Source organism: Burkholderia pyrrocinia (genome assembly GCF_001028665.1).
GTDB classification, from domain to species: domain Bacteria; phylum Pseudomonadota; class Gammaproteobacteria; order Burkholderiales; family Burkholderiaceae; genus Burkholderia; species Burkholderia pyrrocinia.
Genome location: NZ_CP011503.1, coordinates 2,549,714 through 2,572,265 on the forward strand (window position 1 = coordinate 2,549,714; position 22,552 = coordinate 2,572,265).

The following is a 22,552-nucleotide window of genomic DNA, read 5'->3' on the forward strand; positions in this document are numbered from 1 at the left end:
AATTGAAAACTGGACGGAAGTGTAAGGACGCTCGATGAAAGTTTTTTGAATTGGAAACGTAATGACGTGTCGGGCGTCCGTCAGGTGCTCAGTCGCGTTCGGGCGTTGCCGAGATGCGGTGGATCGACAGGTCCGCGCCGTCGAATTCGGCCTCGCGGTCGAGGCGCAGCCCGACGGTCGCCTTCAGCGCGCCGTAGACGAGCGTGCCGCCGGCGGTGGCGATCGCGATGCCGCCGAGCGTGCCGGCGAGCTGCGACAGGAACGACACCCCGCCGAGACCGCCGAGCGCGGGCAGGCCGAACACGCCGGCTGCGAGGCCGCCGAGCGCGCCGCACATCCCGTGCAGCGGCCACACGCCGAGCACGTCGTCGATGCGCCACTTGTTCTGCACGCAGGTGAACATCGCGACGAACAGCGCACCGGCCGCCGCGCCCGTGACGAGCGCGCCGATCGGGTGCATCACGTCGGAGCCCGCGCACACCGCGACGAGGCCCGCGAGCGGCCCGTTGTACGTGAAGCCCGGGTCGTTGCGGCCCGCCATCCATGCGGCGAGCGTGCCGCCGACCATCGCCATCAGCGAGTTCACCGCGACGAGGCCGCTGATCTTGTCGAGCGTCTGCGCGCTCATCACGTTGAAGCCGAACCAGCCGACCGCGAGCACCCATGCGCCGAGCGCGAGGAACGGGATGTTCGACGGCGGGTGCGCGGCGATCCGGCCGTCCTTCGCATAACGACCGTGGCGCGCGCCGAGCAGCAGCACGGCCGGCAGTGCGACCCAGCCGCCGAACGCATGCACGACGACCGAGCCCGCGAAATCGTGGAACGGCGCACCGAACGCATGCGTGAGCCAGGCTTGCACGCCGTAGCGCTCGTTCCACGCGATCCCTTCGAAGAACGGATAGATGAAGCCGACGATGATCAGCGTCGCGACGAGCTGCGGGTTGAACTTCGCGCGCTCGGCGATGCCGCCTGACACGATCGCGGGAATGGCCGCCGCGAAGGTCAGCAGGAAGAAGAAGCGCACGAGCGCGTAGCCGTTGTGCTGCGACAGCGTGCCGATGTCGTCGAAGAACTCGACGCCGTACGCGATCGTGTAGCCGATGAAGAAATACGCGAGCGTCGACACCGAGAAGTCGACCAGGATCTTCACGAGCGCGTTGACCTGGTTCTTCTTGCGGACCGTGCCGAGTTCGAGAAATGCGAAGCCCGCGTGCATCGCGAGCACCATGACGGCGCCGATCAACAGGAACAGTGTGTCGACGCCGGATTTCAGACCAACCATGCCGTGGCTTCCTTGCGCAAAAAACGGGCAAGGAACGCAAGTATCGAGCCAACTTGGTGAATGGTCGCGTGGAATTGGTGCTCTGGCACCATGCGGCGCGGCGTTCCGGTGAATCGTGCCCGGTATCGGCGCACGCGCGGTGCGAGCCGGGGCCGCATTCCGTGCACGCGCGTGGTGCGGCGCGTGCGGAACTGGTGCGGGCGATGTGCGGGCAGGTGCGTCGTGGTGCGGCGGCGCGTGCCGCTGCGCACCGATCTGGCGCGTCAGTGGCGCGCGAACAGTTCACGCGGCCGGCGCAGCCGCAACGCGCACGCCGACCAGTACGCGGCGATGGTCGTCAGCCCGAGCGCGGCGAACGCGAGCGCCGCGAAGCCCGTGAGCGACTGGCCGTCGCCGTCGGCGCCGAGGATGCCTTGCGTGACGATCAGCGCGGCCGTCCAGAAGCCGATCACGGCCTGCGTGAGCAGGCGCGCGGACGCGACGCGGCGCGGGCGTCCGGCCTCGGCCAGGCGGCGCGCCGACGGCCGGCGCAGGCACAGGAACAGGGTGGCGGCGAGCAGCGCGGCCAGGGCGATGAGCCAGTCGACGAGGAAAGCCATGAGGAAAAAGGGGACAAGTACGAAACGGATTGAACCGTGCCCACTTTAGTGGCGTCGCGCCTGCGATTGAATCAGATAAATCCGAAATTGAAAGGCATTTTTAATCGCGGGTCGTCATTGGCCCTGTTCCACAGGCGGTATCATCGACGTCGGTCCAACCACGAGGCCGTGCAACGCGCGGCCGGAGATTGCTGATGAACATGAAGACATCGCGGGCGCGTCGCGTGCCCGGGTTCGCACTGGCGGCCGTGGCTGCCGGTGCGCTGCTGTTGCTGGCGGGCTGCGAGAAGTCCGGCGCGCCGGTCGCCCAACCCGATACGGCCGCGAGCGCGGCCGCCGATGCCGCGAACAATGCGGCCAAGGCGCTCGACCAGGTCGCGAGCACCGTCAACCAGCAGATCAACGCCGCGAAGGCCGGTATCGCGTCCGCGGCGTCGGCCGTGCCGCCGCTGTCCGCGAGCGGTCTCGCGTCGGCTGCGCAAGCGCAGATCGACGCAGCCGCTTCCGCGGTCGTCGCGCATGCGGCGTCTGAAGCCGGTGCAAAGATCGCGGAAGCCGGCAAGAAACTCCAGCAGTGGAGCCAGCAGAACGCTTCGGGCGCGAAGCCCGCAAGCGGGGAATGATGCGGGCTTGCACAATCCGCAAAATGTAACTATCATGGTTTCACATTGTCGCCGGCTGTAGTACGGGCCGGCGTCGTCGAGTGAGTCAGGAATGAATACCAGCAGCCGGTTCGCGTTTGCCGTTCACGTGCTCGCCTTGCTGTCGATGCAGGAAGGCGTACCGCTGTCGTCCGACATCATCGCGGGCAGCGTGAACACGAATCCGGCACTGATCCGCCGGTTGCTGTCGATGCTGGCGGCCGCGGGGCTGACCACGTCGCAGCTCGGTGCGGGCGGCGGTGCGCTGCTCGCCCGCGAGCCCGGCGAGATCACGCTGCTCGACGTGTATCGCGCGGTCGACGATGCACGACTGTTCGCGCTGCACCGCGAGGCACCGAATCCGGCATGCCTCGTCGGGCGGCACATCCAGGGCGCGCTGACCGGCTATATCGACGACGCGCAGCGCGCAATGGAGGCATCGCTCGCCACGCGTACGCTCACCGACGTGACGGCCGACGTGCTGGATCTGGAGCAGCGTACGCAACGGGCAGGGCGCGCCGGCGGGTGACCGGCGGCGGGCAGGGCAGGAAGCCGGGCGGCGCGCAGGCGCGGCGATCGGCGCAACGGGGGATTCGCCCCGTTTTTTTCGGTCTTATATGTAATCAATTCGGTAACATTTTTTCGGAGAATCGATATGACGCAACGTACCTTGAATATCGCGCTGTTCGGCGCCACCGGCATGATCGGCTCGCGCATCGCAGCGGAAGCCGCACGGCGCGGCCATCGCGTGACCGCGCTGTCGCGCAACCCCGGTGCGGCCGGCAACGGTATCACCGCGAAGGCGGCCGACCTGTTCGACGCGGCCAGCATCGCGGCCGCGCTGCCGGGCCATGACGTCGTCGCGAGCGCGTACGGTCCGAAGCAGGACGATGCGGCGAAGGTCGTCGCGGTGGCGAAGGCGCTGGTCGCCGGCACGCGTCAGGCGGGCCTGAAGCGGCTCGTCGTGGTGGGCGGCGCCGGTTCGCTCGAAGTCGCGCCCGGCAAGCAGCTGGTCGACAGCGAAGGCTTCCCGGAAGCGTACAAGGCGGTCGCGCTTGCGCACCGCGATGCGCTCGACTACCTGAAGACGGCCGGCGATCTCGACTGGACGTTCTTCGCGCCGGCCGCGCTGATCGCACCGGGCGAGCGCACGGGCACGTTCCGCACCGGCGTCGGCAAGCTGATCGCGGACGCGCAGGGCAACAGCAAGATCTCGGCGGAAGACTACGCGGTCGCGTTCGTCGATGCGCTCGAGCAAGGCAGCTTCGTGCGCAAGATCGCGACGGCCGCGTATTGAGCGGTCTGGCGGCTGGCGCCGCATGGGCGCCGGCCTGGCCTGGCCTGGCCCGGCCGCGGCGCGCGAGCCGCAACGGGCAGCACTCGAGGCGATTCCACCTTGACGGGGGGAGTCGCCTTGTTCGCTTGGGCGGACGCGTGCCGGCGCGCGATCGTGCGCGCGGCGGATTCTTGTACCGGATTGGTATTTATACCGGTCGACGCACGCAGGCGGTTTCCATATTGTTCCCCATTGTGCAGGATGCATAGAATAAATTTCTATCTACGAGGGACTGGAGAAATGGACGCCATCGACCGCAAGCTGCTGGAGCTGTTGCAGGCGGATGCCACGCTGCCGATCGCGGAACTGGCACAGCGCGTGAACCTGTCGCAGACGCCGTGCTGGAAGCGCGTGCAGCGGCTGAAGGAAACCGGCGCGATTCGCGCGCAGGTTGCGCTGTGCGATCCGCGCAAGCTCGGGGTCGGCACGACGGTGTTCGTCGCGATCCGCACGAACCAGCACACCGAGGAATGGGCGCAGCGTTTCACGCAGGCCGTGCGCGACATGCCGGAAGTGGTCGAGGTCTACCGGATGAGCGGCGAGACCGATTACCTGCTGCGCGTGGTCGTCGCCGGCATCGACGACTACGACCGCGTCTACAAGCAACTGATTCGCGCGGTGCCGCTGTTCGACGTCAGCTCGTCGTTCGCGATGGAGCAGATCAAGTATTCGACCGCGCTGCCCGTGCGCGATCTTGCCGAGCCGGCTTGATGCGGTACAGCGCGGCCCCGTTGCGACTTGCGCCGGCGGCGCGGGTTCAGCGGCCGCGCGCCAGTGCGCGCGCACGTTCGTCGGCCAGCGCGTCGCGGCGCACGAAATCCGCGACGAACGGGCTGGCCGGATGGTGATGCAGCGCATACGGCGTGTCCCATTGCGCGAGTTGCCCGTCCTTCATCACGCCGATCCGGTCGGCGATCGCAAACGCTTCGGCCTGGTTGTGCGTGACGAGGATCGCGGTATGGCCCGTGCGCTTCAGGATGTCGCGCAGCTCGAACGCGAGCCGCTCGCGCGTATCGACGTCGAGATTCGAGAACGGCTCGTCGAGCAGCAGCAACTCCGGCGACGGTGCGAGCGCACGCGCGAGTGCGACACGTTGCTGCTGGCCGCCCGACAGTTCGTGCGGATAGGCGCCGCCGGATTCGGCGAGGCCGACGAGTTCGAGCATGTCCGCGACGCGCGCACGGCGTTCGGCCTTCGGCATGCGACGCAGGCCGAACGCGACGTTGTCGGCCGCGCTCAGGTGCGGGAACAGCGCATAGTCCTGGAACATCATGCCGATGCGCCGCCGCTCGGGCGGCACGTCGAGCGACGGCGCCGCGACGGGCGCGCCGTCCAGCACGATGCGCCCCATGCGCACGGGTTCGAAGCCGGCGATCGCGCGCAGCACGGTGGTTTTTCCGCAGCCCGATGCGCCGAGCAGGCAGCCGATGTCGCCGCGCGGCAGCGCGAGGCTCAGCCCGTCGACCACCGTGCGGCGGCCTTGCGGCGTGTCGTAGGCGACGCAGAGGTCGTCGAGTTCGAGCAGGTTCACGGGTTCAGGCTCCGATCTTGTGGCGGGTGCGGGCGAGCAGGATCACGGGCACGAGCCCGGCCAGCACGATCGCGAGCGCGGCGACCGCGCCTTCCTCATAGGTGCCGCGCGCGGCTTCCGCATACAGCCAGGTCGCGAGCGTGTCGAAATTCAGCGGACGCAGCAGCAGCGTCGCCGGCAGTTCCTTCATCGCGTCGACGAACACCAGCAGTGCGCTCGTCGTGAGCGCGGGCCGCAGCAGCGGCAGGTGCACGCGGCGCAGCGTGCCGCCGGCCGTCTCGCCGAGCGAGCGCGATGCCTGTTCGAGCGACGGCGGAATGCGCGCGAGGCCGGCCTCGATGCTGCCGGCCGGAATCGCGAGAAAGCGCACGGTGTACGCGATCACGAGCGCGGCTGCCGAGCCCATCAGCATCAGTCCGTCGCGGCCGAGCATCGCGCCGAACAGCCGGTCGGCCGCCGCGAACGGGATCAGCAGGCCGATCGCGAGCACGGTGCCCGGCACCGCGTAGCCGAGGCTCGCGATCCGTGCACACAAGCGGGCAGGGCCCGCGCGGGCGCTGTCGCGTTGTGCGCGCGCGGCCCATGCGACGACGAGCCCGCACGCGAGCGTCGCGGCGGTCGCGGCGGTGGCGATCGTCAGCGTGTTCGCGAGCCCCGTCATCAACTGCGCGGACACGCCGCCGACGAGATGCAGCCGCTTGCCGGTCTCGACCGCGAGGTACGCGGCCGGCGCGCCGAAGCCGAGCAGCACGGGCAGCCAGCCGAGCACGGCGGCGCCCAGCGCGGCCGCGCCCGTCAGGCGGCGCGGCGCGATCGGCCGCATGCGCCGGCCATGCGCGTAGCGCTGGCGGCGGCGCCCGTAGCGTTCGAGCACGATCATGCCGACGACGATCGCGAGCATCGCGAGCGCGATCTGTGCGGCGCCGGCGAGATCGGAGCGCGTGATCCACGTCGTGTAGACGGACACGGTCAGCGTCTGCACGCCGAGGAATTCCGACGCGCCGATGTCGTTCAGCGTTTCCAGCAGCGCGAGGCTCACGCCAACCGCAATCGCGGGCCGCGCGAGCGGCACGACGACGCGCCAGAACGTCGCGATGCGCCCCGCGCCGAGCGTGCGCGCGGCTTCGAGCAGGCTCGCGGACTGCGTGACGAACATCGCGCGCGTGCTCAGGTACACATACGGATACAGCACGAAGCCGAGCACGAAGATCGCGCCGGGCAGCGAACGCAGGTCGGGCAGGCGGAACTGGCGCGGGCTGTCGAAGCCGAGCAGCCAGCGGATCGCGCCCTGGACGGGGCCGATCGGGTGCAGCAGGTCGAGATACGCGAATGCGACGATGTAGGTGGGGACCGCGAGCGGCAGTAGCAGCGCCCACGTCAGCATCCGGCGGCCGGGAAAGTCGTAGGCGGTGACGAGCCATGCGCAGCCCGTGCCGACGATCGACACGATCGCGCCGACGCCCGCGAGCAGCAGCAGCGTATTGACGAGCGCCTGCGGCAGCACGAATTCGGCGAGATGCCGCCAGTGCGCGAGATCGGCGTCGAACGCGGCGGCCACGAGCACCGCGAGCGGCGCCGCGACCGCCGCGGCGATCGCCAGCGCCGCGAGCAGCCACAGGCTGCCCGCGCGCGGCCGCAGGCGCGGCCGGTACGGCTGGCGGCGCGCGCCGGCGGACGATGCATCAGTTGTCAAAGCCGACCTTGTCGACGAGCTGGCTCGCCTGCTTGCGATGCTTCGCGATGTCCGCCAGCGGCAGCGGATCGACCTTCAGCGTGCCGAAGCTCGCGATCACCGGGTCGAGCTTCACGTTCGCGCGCACCGGGTATTCGTAGTTCGCCTGCGCATACAGCGCCTGCGCTTCCGGCGACACGAGGTATTCGAGCAGCTTCACCGCGTTGGCCTTGTGCGGCGCATGTTTCGCGACCGTCGCGCCGCTGATGTTCACGTGCGTGCCGCCGCTCTTCGCGTTCGCGAACGTCGGCCGCACGACCTTGATCGCGTCGCCCCACTTGCGCGCATCGGTGCCCGGCTCGGCATTCTTCATGTGACCGACGTAGTACGCGTTCGCGAGGCCGACGTCGCAGATGCCGCCGAGGATGTCGCGCGCGACGTCGCGGTCGCCGCCCGTCGCCTTGCGCGCGAGGTTCGCCTTCACGCCGCGCAGCCACTTCTCGGTGGCGGCTTCGCCGTCGTGCGCGATCATCGCGGCGACGAGCGCCGTGTTGTACGGATGCTGGCCCGAGCGGATGCAGACCTTGCCCTTCCATTTCGGATCGGCGAGATCCTCGTAGCGGAACGCATCGACCTTCAGGTCCTTTTCGACGTACAGCACGCGGTCGCGCAGCGACAGTGCATACCAGTCGCCGTTCGCGCCGCGCAGGTTCGCGGGAATCGCGTCGTCGAGCGCCTTCGAGCGCACCGGCTGCGTGAGCCCGCCGTCGACGAGATCGAGCAGGTTGCCGACGTCGACCGTCATCAGCACGTCGGCCGGCGACTGCGCGCCTTCGGCCTTCACGCGTTCGAGCAGGCCGTCCTTCACGAACACCGTGTTGACCTTGACGCCGCTCTGTTTCGTGAACGCGTCGATGAGCGGCTGGATCAGCTTCGGCTCGCGGGTGGTGTACAGGCTCACTTCCTCGGCCGCATGGGCCAGCGGCGCGAATGCGGCCGCGGCAAGGACGAGGGCGCCGGCGAACGGCAGCAGGCGGGTGCGCGGATTCGACATGAAGACTCCGGTGGGGCAGGTGGACGAGGGAGCGTTCCGGGGCGCGCCTGCCGCCCGAGCGATCCGGAACATTACAGAATGAAAGACTCCGGATTCTAGATCGAAATGGGAATGATTATCAAATGAAAGCTTTCGGCAGGCGGTGGGAAAGGCAGGGGCGGGGATCGGAAACCGGACGTCGCGGCGGCGGCGCATGCGCGTAGAATGCCCGCTTCGACGAATTTGACCGGAGACGTACCGACCATGAACGATCAGCGCAAGAAGAACCCTGTCCGCAACGTGAGCATCCTGATCGTCGTGGCCGTGCTGCTCGTGATCGGGACGATCCTGTACAACGCGGTTTCGCAGAAGCGCGCGTACGACGAGGCCCATCCGGCCGAGGCCGCGAACGCGGCATCGCACTGACGTGCCGGTACGCGGCCCGGCCGGGCCGCGTACGGCGTGCATGCGAAAGGGGGAAGTCCGCGGCTTCCGGTGCGGCAGTCGCCGCGCGGAGCCGGGAAAGAAGCGGGCGCCGAAACCGGCGCGCCGCGCAGGCAGGTCAGCTGTGCGTCAACGTGACGCAGGTGCGAATTTCGGGCGGATCCGTGCGTAGAACACGACCGCGAGCAGCGCGAGCCACGCCGCGCCGACATACAGCGCGACACGCGTATCCTCGAACCAGCCGAGCATCACGATCACGAAACCCATGAACGCGATCGTCAGTGCCGGCGCCACCGGCCACAACGGCACCTTGAATTTCAGCGCCGCGACTTCGGCGTTCGACAGGCGGCGACGCATCGCGACCTGCGACAGCAGGATCATCAGCCACACCCACACCGTGGCGAACGTCGCGATCGCCGCGACCATCAGGAACACGTCCTTCGGCATCAGGTAGTTGAGCAGCACGCCGACGAGCAGCGCGCCCGCCATCACGAGCACCGTGACCCACGGCACGCCGTGCCGCGACGTCGTCATCAGCACGCGCGGCGCCTGGCCCTGCCGCGCCATCCCGAACATCATCCGGCCCGCGCCGAAGATGTCGCTGTTGATCGCCGAGATCGCCGCGCTGATCACGACCAGGTTGAGAATCGTCGCGGCCGACTTCACGCCGAGCGCCGAGAAGATCTGCACGAACGGGCTGCCGTCGCCGCCGACGCCCGTCCACGGGCTGATCGACATCAGCACGACCATCGTCAGCACGTAGAACAGCAGGATGCGCGCGGGCACCGCGTTGATCGCGCGCGGAATCACGCGCTCCGGGTCCTTCGCCTCGCCGGCGCTCATCCCGATCACCTCGATCCCGCCGTACGCGAAGATCACGACCGACAACGACGCGATCAGCCCGCCGACACCGTTCGGCAGGAAGCCCCCATGGTTCCACAGGTTCGCGAACGTCGGCACGTCGGCCGAATGGCCGAAGTGCATGCCGGTCAGCAGGATCGCGACGCCGCCGCCGATCATCGCGACGATCGCGCCGACCTTGATGATCGACAGCCAGAACTCGAGCTCGCCGAACACCTTCACGTGGCACAGGTTCAGGCCGCAGATGATTGCGACGACCCCGAGCACCCAGATCCATTGCGGGACATCCGGAAACCAGAAGCCCATGTAGATGCCGAACGCGGTGATGTCGGCGATCGCGACGATCACCATTTCGAGCGTGTAGGTCCAGCCGGTGACGAATCCCGCGAACGGGCCGAGGTTCTCGGTCGCGTAGTGGCCGAACGAGCCGGCGACGGGTTCGCGTACGGCCATCTCGCCGAGCGCGCGCATCACCATGTAGACGGCCGCGCCGCCGAGGATGTACGCCAGGATCACGGCCGGGCCCGCGAGCTGGATCGCGGACGCCGAGCCGTAGAACAGCCCCGTGCCGATCGCCGAGCCCAGCGCGAGAAAGCGGATGTGCCGCGCGCTCAGGTGGCGCTGCAAGTTTTTCATCGAGTCTCCGATATCGTTATGCGACGGACCGGGCGAGCGGAGCCGGTCCGAATGGCTCAAGTTGTCTATACAACTTAAATGTGAACGAATGATAACAAGCCGGGCCCGGTAACCGGAATCGGGTATTCCCTGACTGGCGCGACGAGCGGAATAGAGGGTGGGGCGGTCGCGCGCCGTCGGCGTGGAGCGGGCGGGTCATGCTTCGGGGGATCGTTGAATCGGGGAACGCCGGTGGCCGAGCCGCGTCGCGCGCGGGCCGGCCACCGGCGGGAACAGTCGAGGGTCAGGCGGGCAGGCGGATCACGCTCGCGTCCTTGCGGATCAGCAGCGACGACGCAAGCATCTGCTTGCACTGGTGCGCGAGCACCTTCAGGTCGTGCGTGAGCTCGGCGCCGACCGCATCGGATTTTTCCGCCGACACGACCATCGCGTCGAGATCGCGCGTGATCTGCTTCGATGCTTCGAGCTGATCGGCGGGCGGCGGCTCGCCGGCCTCGGCCTTCTCGAGATTGTCGAGCACGGCGGCGAGGCCGCGCTGCAGCGCGTCGTCATGGACGAGGCTGTCGTCGGCCGTGCACGCGTTGCGGATCAGCGGCGCGGCGGCCGTGATCTGCGCGCCGAGCACGTGCGTCTGCACGAGCAGGTCGTTCAGCTCGGGCACGAAGCGCTGATGCGCCTTCGGCTCGATCATCATCCGCTGGAACGCCTGCCCGAGGTTCGCGAACGCGATATGCACGTCCTTGCGCGCGAGGCGGTAGCGGTAGTCGTCGTCGAGGCTCGTGGCCGGCGTCTCGACCGCCGCGGCGATGACCGGCACGACGGCCGCGCCGTCGGCGGCGGGTACGGGCGGCGGCGACGCACCGCGACCGGCGCGCCACACGGCTTCGAAATACTTGCGGGTCGCCACGAGCATGTCGGCGACCTGCTTGCCCATCAGCCGGTATTCCCAGTACGGGAACAGCCGGCTCGCGGCGATCGCGATCATGCAGCCGACCACCGTGTCGATCGCGCGCTCGCCGATGATCCGCATGCTGCCCGGCGCGAGCAGGTGGAACATCAGCAGCACGTACGACGACGTGAATACGACGCTCGCCGCGTAGTTGAACAGCAGCAGGCTGTAGCTCATCACCATCGACCCGAACATGATCGCGATCAGCAGGTGCGGCTCCTTCACCGTGTAGATCAGCGCGATGCTCGCCGCGCAGCCGATCAGCGTGCCGACGATCCGCTGCGCGTTGCGCTGCTTGGTCAGCGAGTAGCCGGGCTTCAGGATGATGATGGTCGTCATCACGATCCAGTACGCGTTCGTGAGCGGCAGCAGCCGGCCGAGCCAGAAGCCGACCGCTACGGCGATCGTCACGCGCAGCGCGTGGCGAAAGCTCGGCGAGCGCATGTTCAGGTTCGAGAAGATCAGCAGCGGCGACATCCGGCGGCGCTGCAGGAAGCGCGTGAGCGCCTTGTCGATCTTCAGTTCGGTTTGCTGCGGATCGGCGTGGCCGGACAGGTTGCGGCGCATCCGTTCGATCAGGCGCGTCGCGCTCCAGATGCGCCGGAACGTCGACAGCACGGCCGCATACGCTTCCGCGTTGGTGGCCGCGAAGTTCTTCTTGCGCATCAGCTCGATCTCGTACTCGATCGCGCGCAGTTCGGCCTTCACGCTGATCCGCGAATGCGGCGCACGATTCTCGAGCACCGCGAGGCCGATTTCCTCGAGATCGCGGGCCGCCTTGCGGATCAGGTCGCGGTAGAAAATGATGAGATCGGAGCCGCCGAACGTGTTGCGCACGAGCGGGTAGTCGGTGTGCGCGCCGACGAACAGCTCGTGCAGGTCGACGCTGTTGATGAACAGGTTGTACATCGTCGTGCGGCCGGGATCGAGCTTGCCGCGCCGCAGCTTCGGCAGGTTGCGCAGCACGATGTCGCGCGCGGTTTCCTGCGTTTCGACCGCGGTGATCTGCCGGGCGACGAGATTGCGATAGCACTCGTCGAGATCGGCATCGAGATCGTAGAACTGCGCGCGCGCGAGCAGGTAGTCGGCGCATGCGAACAGGCTCTCGGCCAGCGCCTGCTGCTCGATCCGGCGCGCCTGCCAGCGCGACACGAGCGTGGCCCAGTACGTATACCAGAGGCCGCCTGCGAGAATCCAGCCGGCGTTGACGAACGCCTGCAGCGGCGTGAATTTCTCCTCGAGCGTCATCACCATCATGAACAGCGTCGCGAAGCTGATCTGCGGCCAGCGGTTGCCGTAGACGACGATCAGCGACAGCACGAACGTGAGCGGCACGATCGTGAGCCACAGCGCGAAGATGTGCGGTGTCGCGAGGCCGGTGGCGAGCGCGGCCAGGAAGCCGATCACGCTGCACGCGAGCATTTCGTTGTGCTTGTACTTCAGCGGGCCCGGCATGTCGACGACGCACGCGCCGAGCGCGCCCGTCGAGATCGTGAAGCCGAGCTCCCGGTTGTGAAACACGATCAGGCACAGCACGGCCGGCAGCGAGACGCCGACCGCGATCCGCAGGCCGCCGAAAAAGTACTGGCTGTAGAAAAACTTTCTGATTTCGACCGAATAGCGCATCGATGGGCTGAATGGCAGACGAAGAGGCCCGGGGGCGGCATGTTGACTGGCGACGAGTCTATCGTATTTCGCGGTCCGCAAAACCTGGCTTTCCGGACGAGGCTCGCGGCGGCGGTCCATTTGCTATCCTTGGGGACCCTGTTCGCCCGGCCCGGCCGGTGCGAGGTCCCGACGCCTGCCTCATGCTCCATCTCTTCTATTCGAATCGTCACGAAACGCTGGCCGACGCGCTGCTCGAGGATCTGGCCGCGTTCCCGGCCCGCAACGGCCCGTGGGCGCCGCAGCAGGTCATCGTGCCGAGCGCGGCGCTGCGCCGCCGTCTCGAGCTCGACATCGCCGCGCGCAACGGCGTGTGTGCGAACGTCGAGTTCACGTATCTCGCGCAATGGCTGTGGGCGCAGATCGGCCGCGTGATGGAGGTGCCCAAGCGTTCGCCGTTCGCGCCCGACCGCCTCGTGTGGCGCTGCTACCGGCTGTTCGCGCAGGCGGCCGACGGCGCGCCGTGGCTCGCGTCGCCGCGGCTTGCCGCTTATCTGTCCGCGTCCGACGATGCGATGCGCTACGAACTCGCGCACCGCGTCGCGGCCGTGCTCGATCATTACCTGACCTATCGTCCCGAATGGCTGGCCGCGTGGCAGGCCGGCGAATCCGTGCTCGCGGGCGACGGCGCGCCGCGCGGGATCAGCGACGCCGCGCGCGACGACGAGCGCTGGCAGGCCGCGTTGTGGCGCGCGCTGCTCGCGGAACTGAGCGACAGCGGCACGCCGCCCGCGCACCGCTTCCTCGTCGAGGCGCGCCATCTCGATGCCGATGCGGTCGCGCGCGCCGACTGGCCGGAATCGGTCAGCGTGTTCGCACTGCCGACGATGCCGCCGCTGCACGTCGCGCTGCTGCGCGAGTTGTCGCGCTGGATCGACGTGCGCGTCTATGCGCTGAACCCGTGCCGCGAATTCTGGTTCGACATCGTGACCGCCGCGCATGCCGAGGCGCTCGATGCGGCCGGGCGGCTCGACTACCAGGAAGTCGGCCATCCGCTGCTCGCCGAGTGGGGCCGGCAGACGCAGGCGCAACTGCACATGCTGCACGAACTGACTGAAAGCGCTGCGTCGGGCGATGCGTCGCGTTTCGTCGAGAATCCCGCGCCGACGTGGCTCGCACGCGTGCAGAACGCGATCCTCGAGCTGCAGCCGGAGGCCGAAGCCGGCGATCCGCCGGCCGAACGCGGGATCGAGGTGCACGTGTGCCACAGCCTCGCGCGCCAGCTCGAGGTGCTGCACGACCGGCTGCTCGCGTGGTTCGACGCGGACGCGAGCCTGCAGCCGTCCGACGTGCTCGTTGCGGTGGCCGACCTCGCGGCGGCCGGGCCGCTGATCGATGCCGTGTTCGGCACCGCCGGCGCCGGCGGCGCGCGCGTGCCTTACCGGATCACCGGCCTGCCGCCGTCGCAGGCAAACCCGGTCGCGCGCGTGCTGCTCGACTGGCTCGCATTGCCGGAGCGGGAGGTCGGCGCGCCGGAGCTGGTCGAATGGCTGCGCGTCGACGCGGTGGCTGCGCGCTACGGCATCGATGCGGCCGCGCTCGAGACGGTGCAGACCTGGCTCGCGGCCGCCGGCGCGCGGCGCGGGCTGTCGCCGCTCGCGAGCGACGACGCGGCCGTGCCTTCGCCGCGCCATACGTTCTCCGATGCGCTCGCGCGGCTCTTTCTCGGCTATGCGATGCCCGAAGGCGCGGCGCCGGTCGGCGCGTGGCTGCCGATCGAGGCGGCCACGGGCAGCGAGGCCGAGCTGCTCGGCCGGCTCGCGCGCTTTACCGACGATCTCGACGGCTTCGCGCGGCGGCTCGCCGAATCCCATACGCCGCGCGGCTGGAGCGAACTGTTCGCCGACACGCTCGCGCGCTTCTTCGATTCTGGCGCCGCGTATGCGGACGCGCTTGCCGGTGTGCGCGACGCGCTCGACGCAATGCTGGCCGCGATGACGGAGGGCGCGCCCGACGAAGCGTTGCCGGCGGCCGTCGTCCGCGCGGGGCTGACCGCGGCGCTCGACGATCCGGCGCGCGGCGGGGTGCCGTGGGGCGGCGTCACGTTCTCGTCGCTGACGAGCCTGCGCGGCCTGCCGTACCGCGTCGTCTGCCTGCTCGGGATGGACGACGGCGTGCTGCCGAGCCTTGCGCGCGCGGACGAATTCGACCTGATGGCCGTGTTGCCGAAGCTCGGCGACCGGCAGCGCCGCGACGACGAGCGCAACCTGTTTCTCGACCTGCTGCTCGCCGCACGCGATCGGCTGCTGATCGCGTACACGGGCCGCAGCATCCGCGACAACGCACCGCTGCCGCCGGCGGCGCTCGTCGACGAACTGCTCGACCATCTCGCGCTCGTCACGGCCGGGCCCGACGCGGCGCCGGACGCCGTCGATGCCGCGCGACGTGCGTTCATCGTCGAGCATCCGCTGCAACCGTTCGCGGCCGCGTATTTCCAGCCCGGCAGCGGGCTCGTTTCCTATGACGCCGAGCGTGCGGCGCTCGCGTCGCTGCTGGCCGCCGATGCGTCGCGCGACGGGCCGCGCGAACTGCCGTTCTTCGCGCAGCCGCTGCCGGCCGAACCGGTCGAGCCCGTCGTGTTCAGCGAGTTCGAGCGCTTCTGGCGGCATCCCGCGCGTGCGCTGCTGCGCGCACGGCTCGGCATCGTGCTCGCCGACGCGCAGGCCGAATTGCTCGACAGGGAGCCGTTCACGCTCGACTTCGCCGGCAGCGACGCACTCGCCGAACGCGTGCTGCCGCTCCTGATCGAATCGGATGATGGGGCCGCGCACGATCATGCGTTGCGCATTGCCGATGCGAGCCCCGAACTGCCGGGCGGTGCGACGGGCGCCGTGTGGCGCGACCAGGCGCTCGGCTCGATGACGCAGCTTGCGTCGAACGTGCGCCGCGCGCTGGCCGACGGCATCGAGCGGCGGCCGTTTTCGCTCGTCGTCGTGCCTGCGTGGCCCGACACGGAACAGGCGCTGTTCGGCGCCGACGACGCGATGCTGTCGGGCGATGCGGTGAGCGCGCCGCTCGAACTGCACGGCACGCTGAACCGGCTCACGCCGGCCGGGCAGATCATCTACCGCTATGCACGGTCAAGCGCGCGCGACTACCTGTCCGCGTGGCTCGCGCATCTCGTCTATTGCGCGGTCGAGCCGGGTGGCCCGCGCCGTACGCTGTGGTTCGGCAGCGGCGGTGCGTTCGAACTCACGCCGGTCGCGGCGCCGCTCGAGCGGCTCGCGCCGCTTGCCGCGCTGTTTCGCGCAGGGCGGCGCATGCCGCTGCGGTTTTTCCCGCGCAGTGCGTGGGCGAGGGTGTCCGACGGCGAGGCCAAGGCCGCGAGCGTCTGGATCAACGAGCGCGTCGTGAGCGAAGCCGACGATCCGGCCATCGCGATCGCGTGGCGCGGTGCGCATGCATCGCTCGACGAGCCGTTCGGCACGCTCGCGCGGCTCGTGTTCGAGCCGCTCGTCGAACATCTGAAGGAGGTCGCATGAGCGCCGTGTCGCAGCCGCAGCCGGCGCTCGAACTCGACGTGTTCGCGTGCCCGCTCGACGGCGTCAACCAGATCGAGGCGTCGGCCGGCACCGGCAAGACCTGGAACATCTGCGCGCTGTATGTGCGCCTGCTGCTCGAAAAGGATCTGGGCGCGGACGAAATCCTCGTCGTGACCTTCACGAAGGCGGCGACGGCCGAACTGCACGAGCGGATTCGCGGCCGGCTCGCGCAGCTCGCGCACGTGCTTGCGAAAGGCGACGACGGTAGCGATCCGTTTATCACTCGCTTGTTCGAAACGACGCTCGGCGAAGGCGGCACGATCGATCGCGAAATCGCCGAGAAGCGGATCCGGCGCGCGCTGCGCGCGTTCGACCAGGCCGCGATCCATACGATCCACGCGTTCTGCCAGCGCGCGCTGCAGGAAGCGCCGTTCGCGGCCGCGATGCCGTTCGCGTTCGACATGGAGGCCGACGACGCATCGCTGCGCTTCGAGCTTGCGGCGGACTTCTGGCGCACGCGCGTCGAACCGGCGGCCGCGCGCTGGCCGGGCTTCGCGACCTGGCTCGTCGAATCGGGCGCCGGCCCGGCCGCGCTCGATGCGCAGCTCGCGCGCCGGCTGAAGAAGCCGCTCGCCGCGCTGCGCTGGGACGGCGTGACCGAGCCGGACGAATCGGCCGAGGCCGCCGCGGCCGAATGCTTCGCCGAGGCGGCGCGGATGTGGGCGGCCGAGCGTGAGGCGATCGATGCGTTGCTGCGCACCGCGCAGCCCGCGCTCAACCAGCGCTCGCACAAGCCCGATGCGGTTGCAGATGCGCTCGCCGCGTGGGCCGCGCATTTCGCGCAAGGCGAAGCGACGGCTGCGCTGCCGAAGGCCGCACTGAAGCTCACGCGCACCGCGCTCGTGAAAGCGACGAAAAAAGGCGGCGCGACACCCGAACACGCGTTCTTCGACGTGGCCGACGCGCTCGAAGCGGCCGTGGCGGCGGCCGAGGCCGCGCAGCGCGCGCGCTGGCTCGCGCTGATCGCCGAATGGCTCGACATGGCGCCGGGCGAACTGGCCGAGCGCAAGCGTACGCGGCGTGTCGTCTCGTTCGACGATCTGCTCGCGAACCTGTACCACGCGCTGCATGCGCATCCGTGGCTCGCCGAGACGCTGCGCGTGCGCTATCCGGCGGCGCTGATCGACGAGTTCCAGGATACCGACCCGCTGCAGTTCGCGATCTTCGATCGCATCTTCGCGCCGGGCGGGCCGCTGTTCCTCGTCGGCGATCCGAAGCAGGCGATCTACAGCTTCCGCGCGGCCGATCTGCATACCTATCTTGCGGCACGCGCGAGCGCGAGCGCGTGCTACACGCTGGCAGTCAACCAGCGCTCGACGCCCGCGATCGTCGATGCGTGCAACCGCTTCTTCATGTCGAATCCGCGCGCGTTCGTGCTCGACGGGCTCGACTATTACGCGGTGCGTGCCGGCACGCGCGTGCGTGCGCCGTTCGTCGACGAAACCGATCCGGGCCCGGCCGGCGATTTCCGGGTCTGGGCGCTGCCGGGCGGCGAAGGCACGCTGCTCAAGCGCGATGCGCAGGCGCAGGCCGCCCAGGCCTGCGCGGCCGAGATCGCACGGCTGATGCGCGGCGCGCGCGAAGGGCGCGTGCGGCTGGGCGACACGCCGCTGTCGCCGGGCAACATCGCGGTGCTCGTGCAGACGCACCGGCAGGGCAGTCTCGTGAAACGTGTGCTCGCCACGTGGGGCATCGGCAGCGTCGAACTGGCGCAGGCATCGGTGTTCTCGACCGGCGACGCCGAGCAGCTCGAACGCGTGCTGGCGGCGATCGACGCGCCGGGCGACTTGCGGCGCCTGCGCGCGGCGCTCGCGGCCGACTGGTTCGGCCTCGATGCCGGCGCGCTGTGGCGGATGGAGCAAGGCGACGGCGATGCGTCGCACGAAGCGTCCGCGGCCGACAGTGCCGACGCGATGAGCTGGGTCGAGCGTTTCTCGCGGTATCGGCTGCTGTGGCGCGAACGCGGTTTCGCGGTGATGTGGCGCACGTTCACGCGCGAACTGCGGATTGCCGAGCGGCTGATGGCCGGCGCGGACGGCGAACGCCGCGTGACCGACATCAACCACCTGGCCGAGCTGACGCAGGCGCGCGCATCCGCTCAGCCGGGCATCGCGCCGACGCTGCGCTGGCTCGCTGCGCAACGGCTCGACGGCGGCGGCGAGGAAGCGCAGTTGCGCCTCGAATCCGATCGCAACCTCGTGCAGATCGTGACCGTGCACAAGTCGAAGGGCCTTGAATACGCGATCGTGTTCTGTCCGTTCCTGAACGACGGCGGGTTGCGCGAGCCGCCGGCGTCCGCGCTGCCCGATGCGCGCGAGTATCACGACGACGCGGGCGACGCGGTGCTGCATTACGGATGCGACGACGAGGCGGCTGCGCACGCGGCGCGGCAGGCGCTGCGCGAGCAGGCCGCGGAACGCGCGCGGCTCGTCTACGTGGCGCTCACGCGCGCGGTCTATCGCAGCTACGTCGTCGCCGGGCCATACCTGTCGTCTCGCTCGACGCGCGAAGCGCGGCGCAGCGTGCTCAACTGGCTCGTCGCGGGCGCCGGCCACGCGTTCGATGCGTGGCTCGACGAGCCGCCCGACGAAGCCGCGCTCGACGCCGCGTGGCACGCGCTTGCAGGTGGCCCCGTGAGCGTCGCGCCGCTGCCGGTGCCCGCGCGCCGCGAGCGTCTCGCGGCCGGGCACGACGCATCGCAGACGCTTGCGGCGCGCCATGCGACGCGCGTGCTGCGCGATGCGTGGCGGATGGCGAGCTTCAGCTCGCTGACCGCGTCGATGGCGCGCGAGGAGGCGGGCGTCGCGGCTGTGCCCGACGACGAACTGCGGCCCGACCACGATGCACTTGCCGAGGTGGCGCCGGACGGCGAGTTCATCCTGGCCGATACGGTTGCGCCCGAACCGCCTGACGACGACATCCTCGTGTTTCCGCGCGGCGCGGCGGCGGGCGAGTGCCTGCACCGGCTGTTCGAACTCAGCCGGTTCACGGAACCGGAGTCGTGGCACAAGGCCGCGCTCGGCGCGCTGCACGACCGGCCGGTCGAGGCCGAGCCCGAACTCGCGACGCGCCTGCCGACGATGATGGCGCGGCTCGTCGACGACGTCGTGCGCACCGAACTAGTCCCGGGCATGCGGCTTGCCGATCTCGATCCCGCGAAGCGGCTCGACGAAATGGGGTTCCTGTTCCCGGCGCCGTCGCTCGACCTGGCGGCGCTGCGCCGGCTGCTGGTCGCGCACGGCTACCCGGACGTTGCACTGGAGGCGGGCATGCTCGCCGGTTTCATCAAGGGTTTCATCGACATGATCGTCGAACACGACGGCCGCTTCTGGATCGTCGACTGGAAGTCGAACCATCTCGGCACGACGCCGGACGCGTACGGCCCGCGCGCGCTCGACGTCGCGATGGCCGATCACGCGTATCACCTGCAGGCGCTGCTCTACACGGTCGCGCTGCATCGCTACCTGCGCGGGCGGTTGCGCGATTACGACTACGACACGCATATCGCGGGCTACCTGTACCTGTTCGTGCGGGGCGTGCGGCCCGACTGGCGCAGCGGCGGCGAGCCGGCCGGCGTGCATGCGCGGCGGCCCGGACGCGCGCTCGTCGACGCACTCGACCGGATGATGGAAGGGGGCCGCGCATGAATGCGTCCGACGACTTGCTCGAATTTACCGGCGGCCTCGTCGCGCGGCTGCCCGAGCCCGCCGATTTCGGCATTGCGCTCGCGGAAGGTTTCGCGCGCCGCATCGGCGACCTCGCGCGGCGCGCCGGCGCACCGGCCGCGGCCGCGCGCTGGGCCGCGCGCGCCGCGTTCGCGACGAGCCGCGCGACCGCGGGCGGCCACGTGTGCGTCGCGCTCGGCGCGCTCGCGCAGCGCTACGAAGAACCGCTCGACGAGATCCGCGCGGCGCTCGCCGCGAGCGGCGTGGTCGCGTTCGGCACGCTCGCGCGCGGCGACGAGCGGCCGCTGATCGTCGACCGGCACGACCATCTGTACCTGTCGCGCTATTTCGATTACGAACGGCGGCTGGCCGATGCACTCGTGGCGCAGGCCGGCGTCGCGGCGCCGGACGAAGGGCTGTCGCCCGACCGGTTGCGCGACAATCTCGCGCGTTACTTCGGGCCCGCGACCGGCGACGTCGACTGGCAGCGCGTCGCGGCGATCGTCGCGCTGACGGGCCGCGTGACGATCGTCAGCGGCGGCCCCGGCACCGGCAAGACGACGACCGTCGTCGGCGTGCTGGCCTGTCTGCTCGACGCGCACCCGGGGCTGCGCATCGCGCTGGCCGCACCGACCGGCAAGGCCGCGCAGCGGATGCAGGAAGCGCTGCATGCACGGGCCGGCGACCTGCCGCCCGAACTCGCGGCGCGCCTGCCCGACACGTCGTACACGCTGCATCGCCTGCTGGGCGGCGGCGGGGCGGCCGGCTTCCGGCATCATCGCGACAATCCGCTGCCGTACGACCTGATCGTCGTCGACGAGGCGTCGATGATCGACGTCGCGCTCGCCGCGCATCTGCTCGACGCGCTCGCGCCGGGCGCGCGGCTCGTGCTGCTCGGCGACAAGGATCAACTGGCCGCGGTCGAGGCGGGTGCAGTGTTCGCGGAACTGAGCGCGCGGCCGGCGTTTACCGCCGCGGCGCGCACGCGCATCGCGCTGGCGCTCGGCATCGACGAGGCGGCGTTCGTCGCGGCGTTGCCGGTGCCGGACGAAGCGGCGACTGTGCCTGCTGCGAATCCGGTTTCCACTGCGGCACCGGCCCAGGTTTCCGCTTCGGCATCTGCCGTCGCTTCGCGCAAACGGGCGTCGCGTCCGCGCGCCGATGCGCGACAGGCGTCGCTGTTCGACGACGAGCCGCAGGACGACGCGATTGCCGCGGCCGACGTCACGCCATCGGCGTCCGCCGGTCCGGCATTGACCGATGCAGGCGATATCGGCGATGGGGGCAGCGCACCTGCATGGATCGAAGTCGACGAACTCGCATGGCTCGACGCCGTCGAGCTGCCGCCGCTCGACGCAGGCGACGCGGCGCTTGTGTCGGTGGCGTCGACATTGCCTGGCGAACCCGCTGCATCGCCCGCCACGCCCGCACCGGCACCGCTCGCCGACTGTGTCGTGTGGCTCGAACGCAATTACCGCTTCGGCCTCGATTCGCCGATCGGGCGGCTGTCGCTCGCGATCCGCCGCGGCGACGTGCAGGCTGCGCTCGACGCGCTGCCCGCGGACGACGCGGCTGCCGCGTCGTTCCACGACGATGCGGGCGAGTCGCTCGCGTCGTCGACGGTCGAGCGGCTCGCGCGGCGGTTCGGCGCCTACCTCGATGCATTGCGCGGCGTGCTGGCCGCGCCGGTGCCCGATCCGCTGCCGCTGTTCGATGCGCTCAACCGGTTCCGGATCCTGTGCGCAACGCGCAGCGGCTTGCGCGGCGCGGAGCACGTCAACGCGCTCGTGGCCGCGCACGTGCGGCATGCGGCGCGCGTGCCGCTCGCGGTCGGCGCGCACTGGTTCACCGGACGGCCGATCATGGTGACGCGCAACGACTATGCGCTCGGGCTGTTCAACGGCGACATCGGCATTGCGTTGCCCGACGCGCACGGCGTGTTGCGCGTGTGGTTCAGGCGTGCGGACGGCACCGCGCGCGCCGTGTCGCCGGCCGCGCTGCCGCCGCACGAAACGGCGTTCGCGCTGACGGTCCACAAATCGCAGGGCTCGGAATTCGACGAAGCCGCGCTCGTGCTGCCGGCATCGTTCGGCCGCGTGCTCACGCGCGAACTCGTCTATACGGCCGTTACGCGGGCACGCACGCGCGTGCAGGTGATCGGGCCGCGGCGCGTGCTGGCGCAGGCGGTCGCGACGCGCACGCAGCGCGATTCGGGGCTCGCGGCCCGCGTCGACGAGGCGATTGCACGGCGACGCACGGAGGCTTCGCGATGATGATCCGCTATACGCTCGATCCGGCGGAGGTCGAATGGACGGCCGTGCGCGCGCAGGGCGCGGGCGGGCAGAACGTGAACAAGGTGTCGAGCGCGATCCACCTGCGGTTCGACATCCGCGCGTCGTCGTTGCCGCCGGTCATCAAGGAGCGGCTCCTCGCACTGTCCGACCAGCGCATCACGCGCGACGGCATCGTCGTGATCAAGTCGCAGGAATACCGCACGCAGGAGAAGAACCGCGAAGCCGCGCTGGCGCGACTCGATGCGCTGATCGCCGGCGTCGCGTTCACGCCGCGCGCACGGGTCGCGACGCGGCCGACGCGCGCGTCGAAGGAGCGACGGCTCGAGCACAAGTCGCGCCGCAGCACGGTGAAGTCGGGAAGAGGGAAGGTGGTCGACTGACGAATGGATGGCCGGAGGGCCG

At 69.7% G+C, this 22,552-nt stretch carries 16 protein-coding genes; 9 read left to right on the forward strand and 7 right to left on the reverse strand.

What is annotated here, in order from left to right:
* Window positions 1–88 precede the first annotated feature (88 nt).
* Window positions 89–1,282, reverse strand: coding sequence for an ammonium transporter (locus ABD05_RS11735; RefSeq protein ID WP_047900263.1), 1,194 nt, complete (start codon window positions 1,280–1,282; stop codon window positions 89–91).
* A 263-nt stretch (window positions 1,283–1,545) separates the two neighbouring features.
* Window positions 1,546–1,881 (reverse strand): hypothetical protein, encoded by a 336-nt coding sequence (locus tag ABD05_RS11740; protein WP_047900264.1) that lies wholly within the window; start codon window positions 1,879–1,881, stop codon window positions 1,546–1,548.
* A 194-nt stretch (window positions 1,882–2,075) separates the two neighbouring features.
* On the opposite strand from ABD05_RS11740, the gene ABD05_RS11745 reads away from it, so the two are divergent.
* The 4 genes from ABD05_RS11745 (at window position 2,076) to ABD05_RS11760 (ending at window position 4,569) form a co-directional block, all read left to right on the forward strand.
* Entirely contained in the window at window positions 2,076–2,504 is a 429-nt protein-coding gene (locus ABD05_RS11745) for a BCAL1086 family glycoprotein (RefSeq protein ID WP_047900265.1), read from the forward strand.
* 91 nt (window positions 2,505–2,595) lie between these two features.
* Window positions 2,596–3,051, forward strand: a complete 456-nt coding sequence (locus tag ABD05_RS11750) for an Rrf2 family transcriptional regulator (RefSeq protein ID WP_047900266.1) — start codon at window positions 2,596–2,598, stop codon at window positions 3,049–3,051.
* A 126-nt stretch (window positions 3,052–3,177) separates the two neighbouring features.
* Window positions 3,178–3,819: an NAD(P)-dependent oxidoreductase gene (locus tag ABD05_RS11755; RefSeq protein ID WP_047900267.1), complete on the forward strand. Its 642-nt coding sequence runs from the start codon at window positions 3,178–3,180 to the stop codon at window positions 3,817–3,819.
* A 279-nt stretch (window positions 3,820–4,098) separates the two neighbouring features.
* Window positions 4,099–4,569 carry an Lrp/AsnC family transcriptional regulator gene (locus ABD05_RS11760; protein ID WP_011351482.1) on the forward strand — a complete coding sequence of 157 codons (471 nt, stop codon included), beginning with the start codon at window positions 4,099–4,101 and terminating at the stop codon, window positions 4,567–4,569.
* Between the two features lie 46 nt (window positions 4,570–4,615).
* Here ABD05_RS11760 and ABD05_RS11765 read toward each other — a convergent pair whose 3' ends face one another.
* The 3 genes from ABD05_RS11765 to ABD05_RS11775 are packed head-to-tail and all read right to left on the reverse strand — an operon-like array spanning window position 4,616 to window position 8,115.
* Window positions 4,616–5,389: an ABC transporter ATP-binding protein gene (locus tag ABD05_RS11765; RefSeq protein ID WP_047900268.1), complete on the reverse strand. Its 774-nt coding sequence runs from the start codon at window positions 5,387–5,389 to the stop codon at window positions 4,616–4,618.
* A 4-nt stretch (window positions 5,390–5,393) separates the two neighbouring features.
* Window positions 5,394–7,082, reverse strand: coding sequence for an ABC transporter permease (locus ABD05_RS11770; RefSeq protein WP_047900269.1), 1,689 nt, complete (start codon window positions 7,080–7,082; stop codon window positions 5,394–5,396).
* Complete coding sequence (locus ABD05_RS11775) at window positions 7,072–8,115, reverse strand: Fe(3+) ABC transporter substrate-binding protein (protein ID WP_047900270.1); 1,044 nt, start codon at window positions 8,113–8,115, stop codon at window positions 7,072–7,074. Before ABD05_RS11775 ends, ABD05_RS11770 begins: the two co-directional genes overlap by 11 nt.
* A gap of 243 nt (window positions 8,116–8,358) precedes the next feature.
* On the opposite strand from ABD05_RS11775, the gene ABD05_RS38585 reads away from it, so the two are divergent.
* Window positions 8,359–8,520: a hypothetical protein gene (locus ABD05_RS38585; RefSeq protein WP_096472894.1), complete on the forward strand. Its 162-nt coding sequence runs from the start codon at window positions 8,359–8,361 to the stop codon at window positions 8,518–8,520.
* Window positions 8,521–8,667: 147 nt separating this feature from the next.
* Here the strand turns inward: ABD05_RS38585 and ABD05_RS11780 are convergent, their stop codons facing one another.
* Together ABD05_RS11780 and ABD05_RS11785 are read right to left on the reverse strand one after the other, a co-directional pair.
* Window positions 8,668–10,035, reverse strand: coding sequence for an amino acid permease (locus tag ABD05_RS11780; RefSeq protein WP_047900271.1), 1,368 nt, complete (start codon window positions 10,033–10,035; stop codon window positions 8,668–8,670).
* Window positions 10,036–10,318: 283 nt separating this feature from the next.
* Window positions 10,319–12,610, reverse strand: coding sequence for an FUSC family protein (locus ABD05_RS11785; RefSeq protein WP_047900272.1), 2,292 nt, complete (start codon window positions 12,608–12,610; stop codon window positions 10,319–10,321).
* A gap of 182 nt (window positions 12,611–12,792) precedes the next feature.
* Between ABD05_RS11785 and recC the strand changes: the two genes are divergently transcribed.
* The 4 genes from recC to arfB are packed head-to-tail and all read left to right on the forward strand — an operon-like array spanning window position 12,793 to window position 22,530.
* Window positions 12,793–16,131 carry an exodeoxyribonuclease V subunit gamma gene (gene recC / locus ABD05_RS11790; RefSeq protein WP_047900273.1) on the forward strand — a complete coding sequence of 1,113 codons (3,339 nt, stop codon included), beginning with the start codon at window positions 12,793–12,795 and terminating at the stop codon, window positions 16,129–16,131.
* Window positions 16,128–19,838: an exodeoxyribonuclease V subunit beta gene (gene recB, locus ABD05_RS11795; RefSeq protein ID WP_047900274.1), complete on the forward strand. Its 3,711-nt coding sequence runs from the start codon at window positions 16,128–16,130 to the stop codon at window positions 19,836–19,838. The genes recC and recB overlap by 4 nt, the downstream gene beginning before the upstream one ends.
* A complete protein-coding gene (locus ABD05_RS11800; protein WP_047900275.1) occupies window positions 19,835–22,129 on the forward strand; it encodes an AAA family ATPase in 2,295 nt (764 codons plus the stop codon). Before recB ends, ABD05_RS11800 begins: the two co-directional genes overlap by 4 nt.
* The gene (gene arfB / locus ABD05_RS11805) at window positions 22,126–22,530 is read left to right on the forward strand and encodes an alternative ribosome rescue aminoacyl-tRNA hydrolase ArfB (protein ID WP_047900276.1); all 405 of its coding nucleotides are present in this window, start codon (window positions 22,126–22,128) and stop codon (window positions 22,528–22,530) included. Before ABD05_RS11800 ends, arfB begins: the two co-directional genes overlap by 4 nt.
* Window positions 22,531–22,552: the final 22 nt, after the last annotated feature.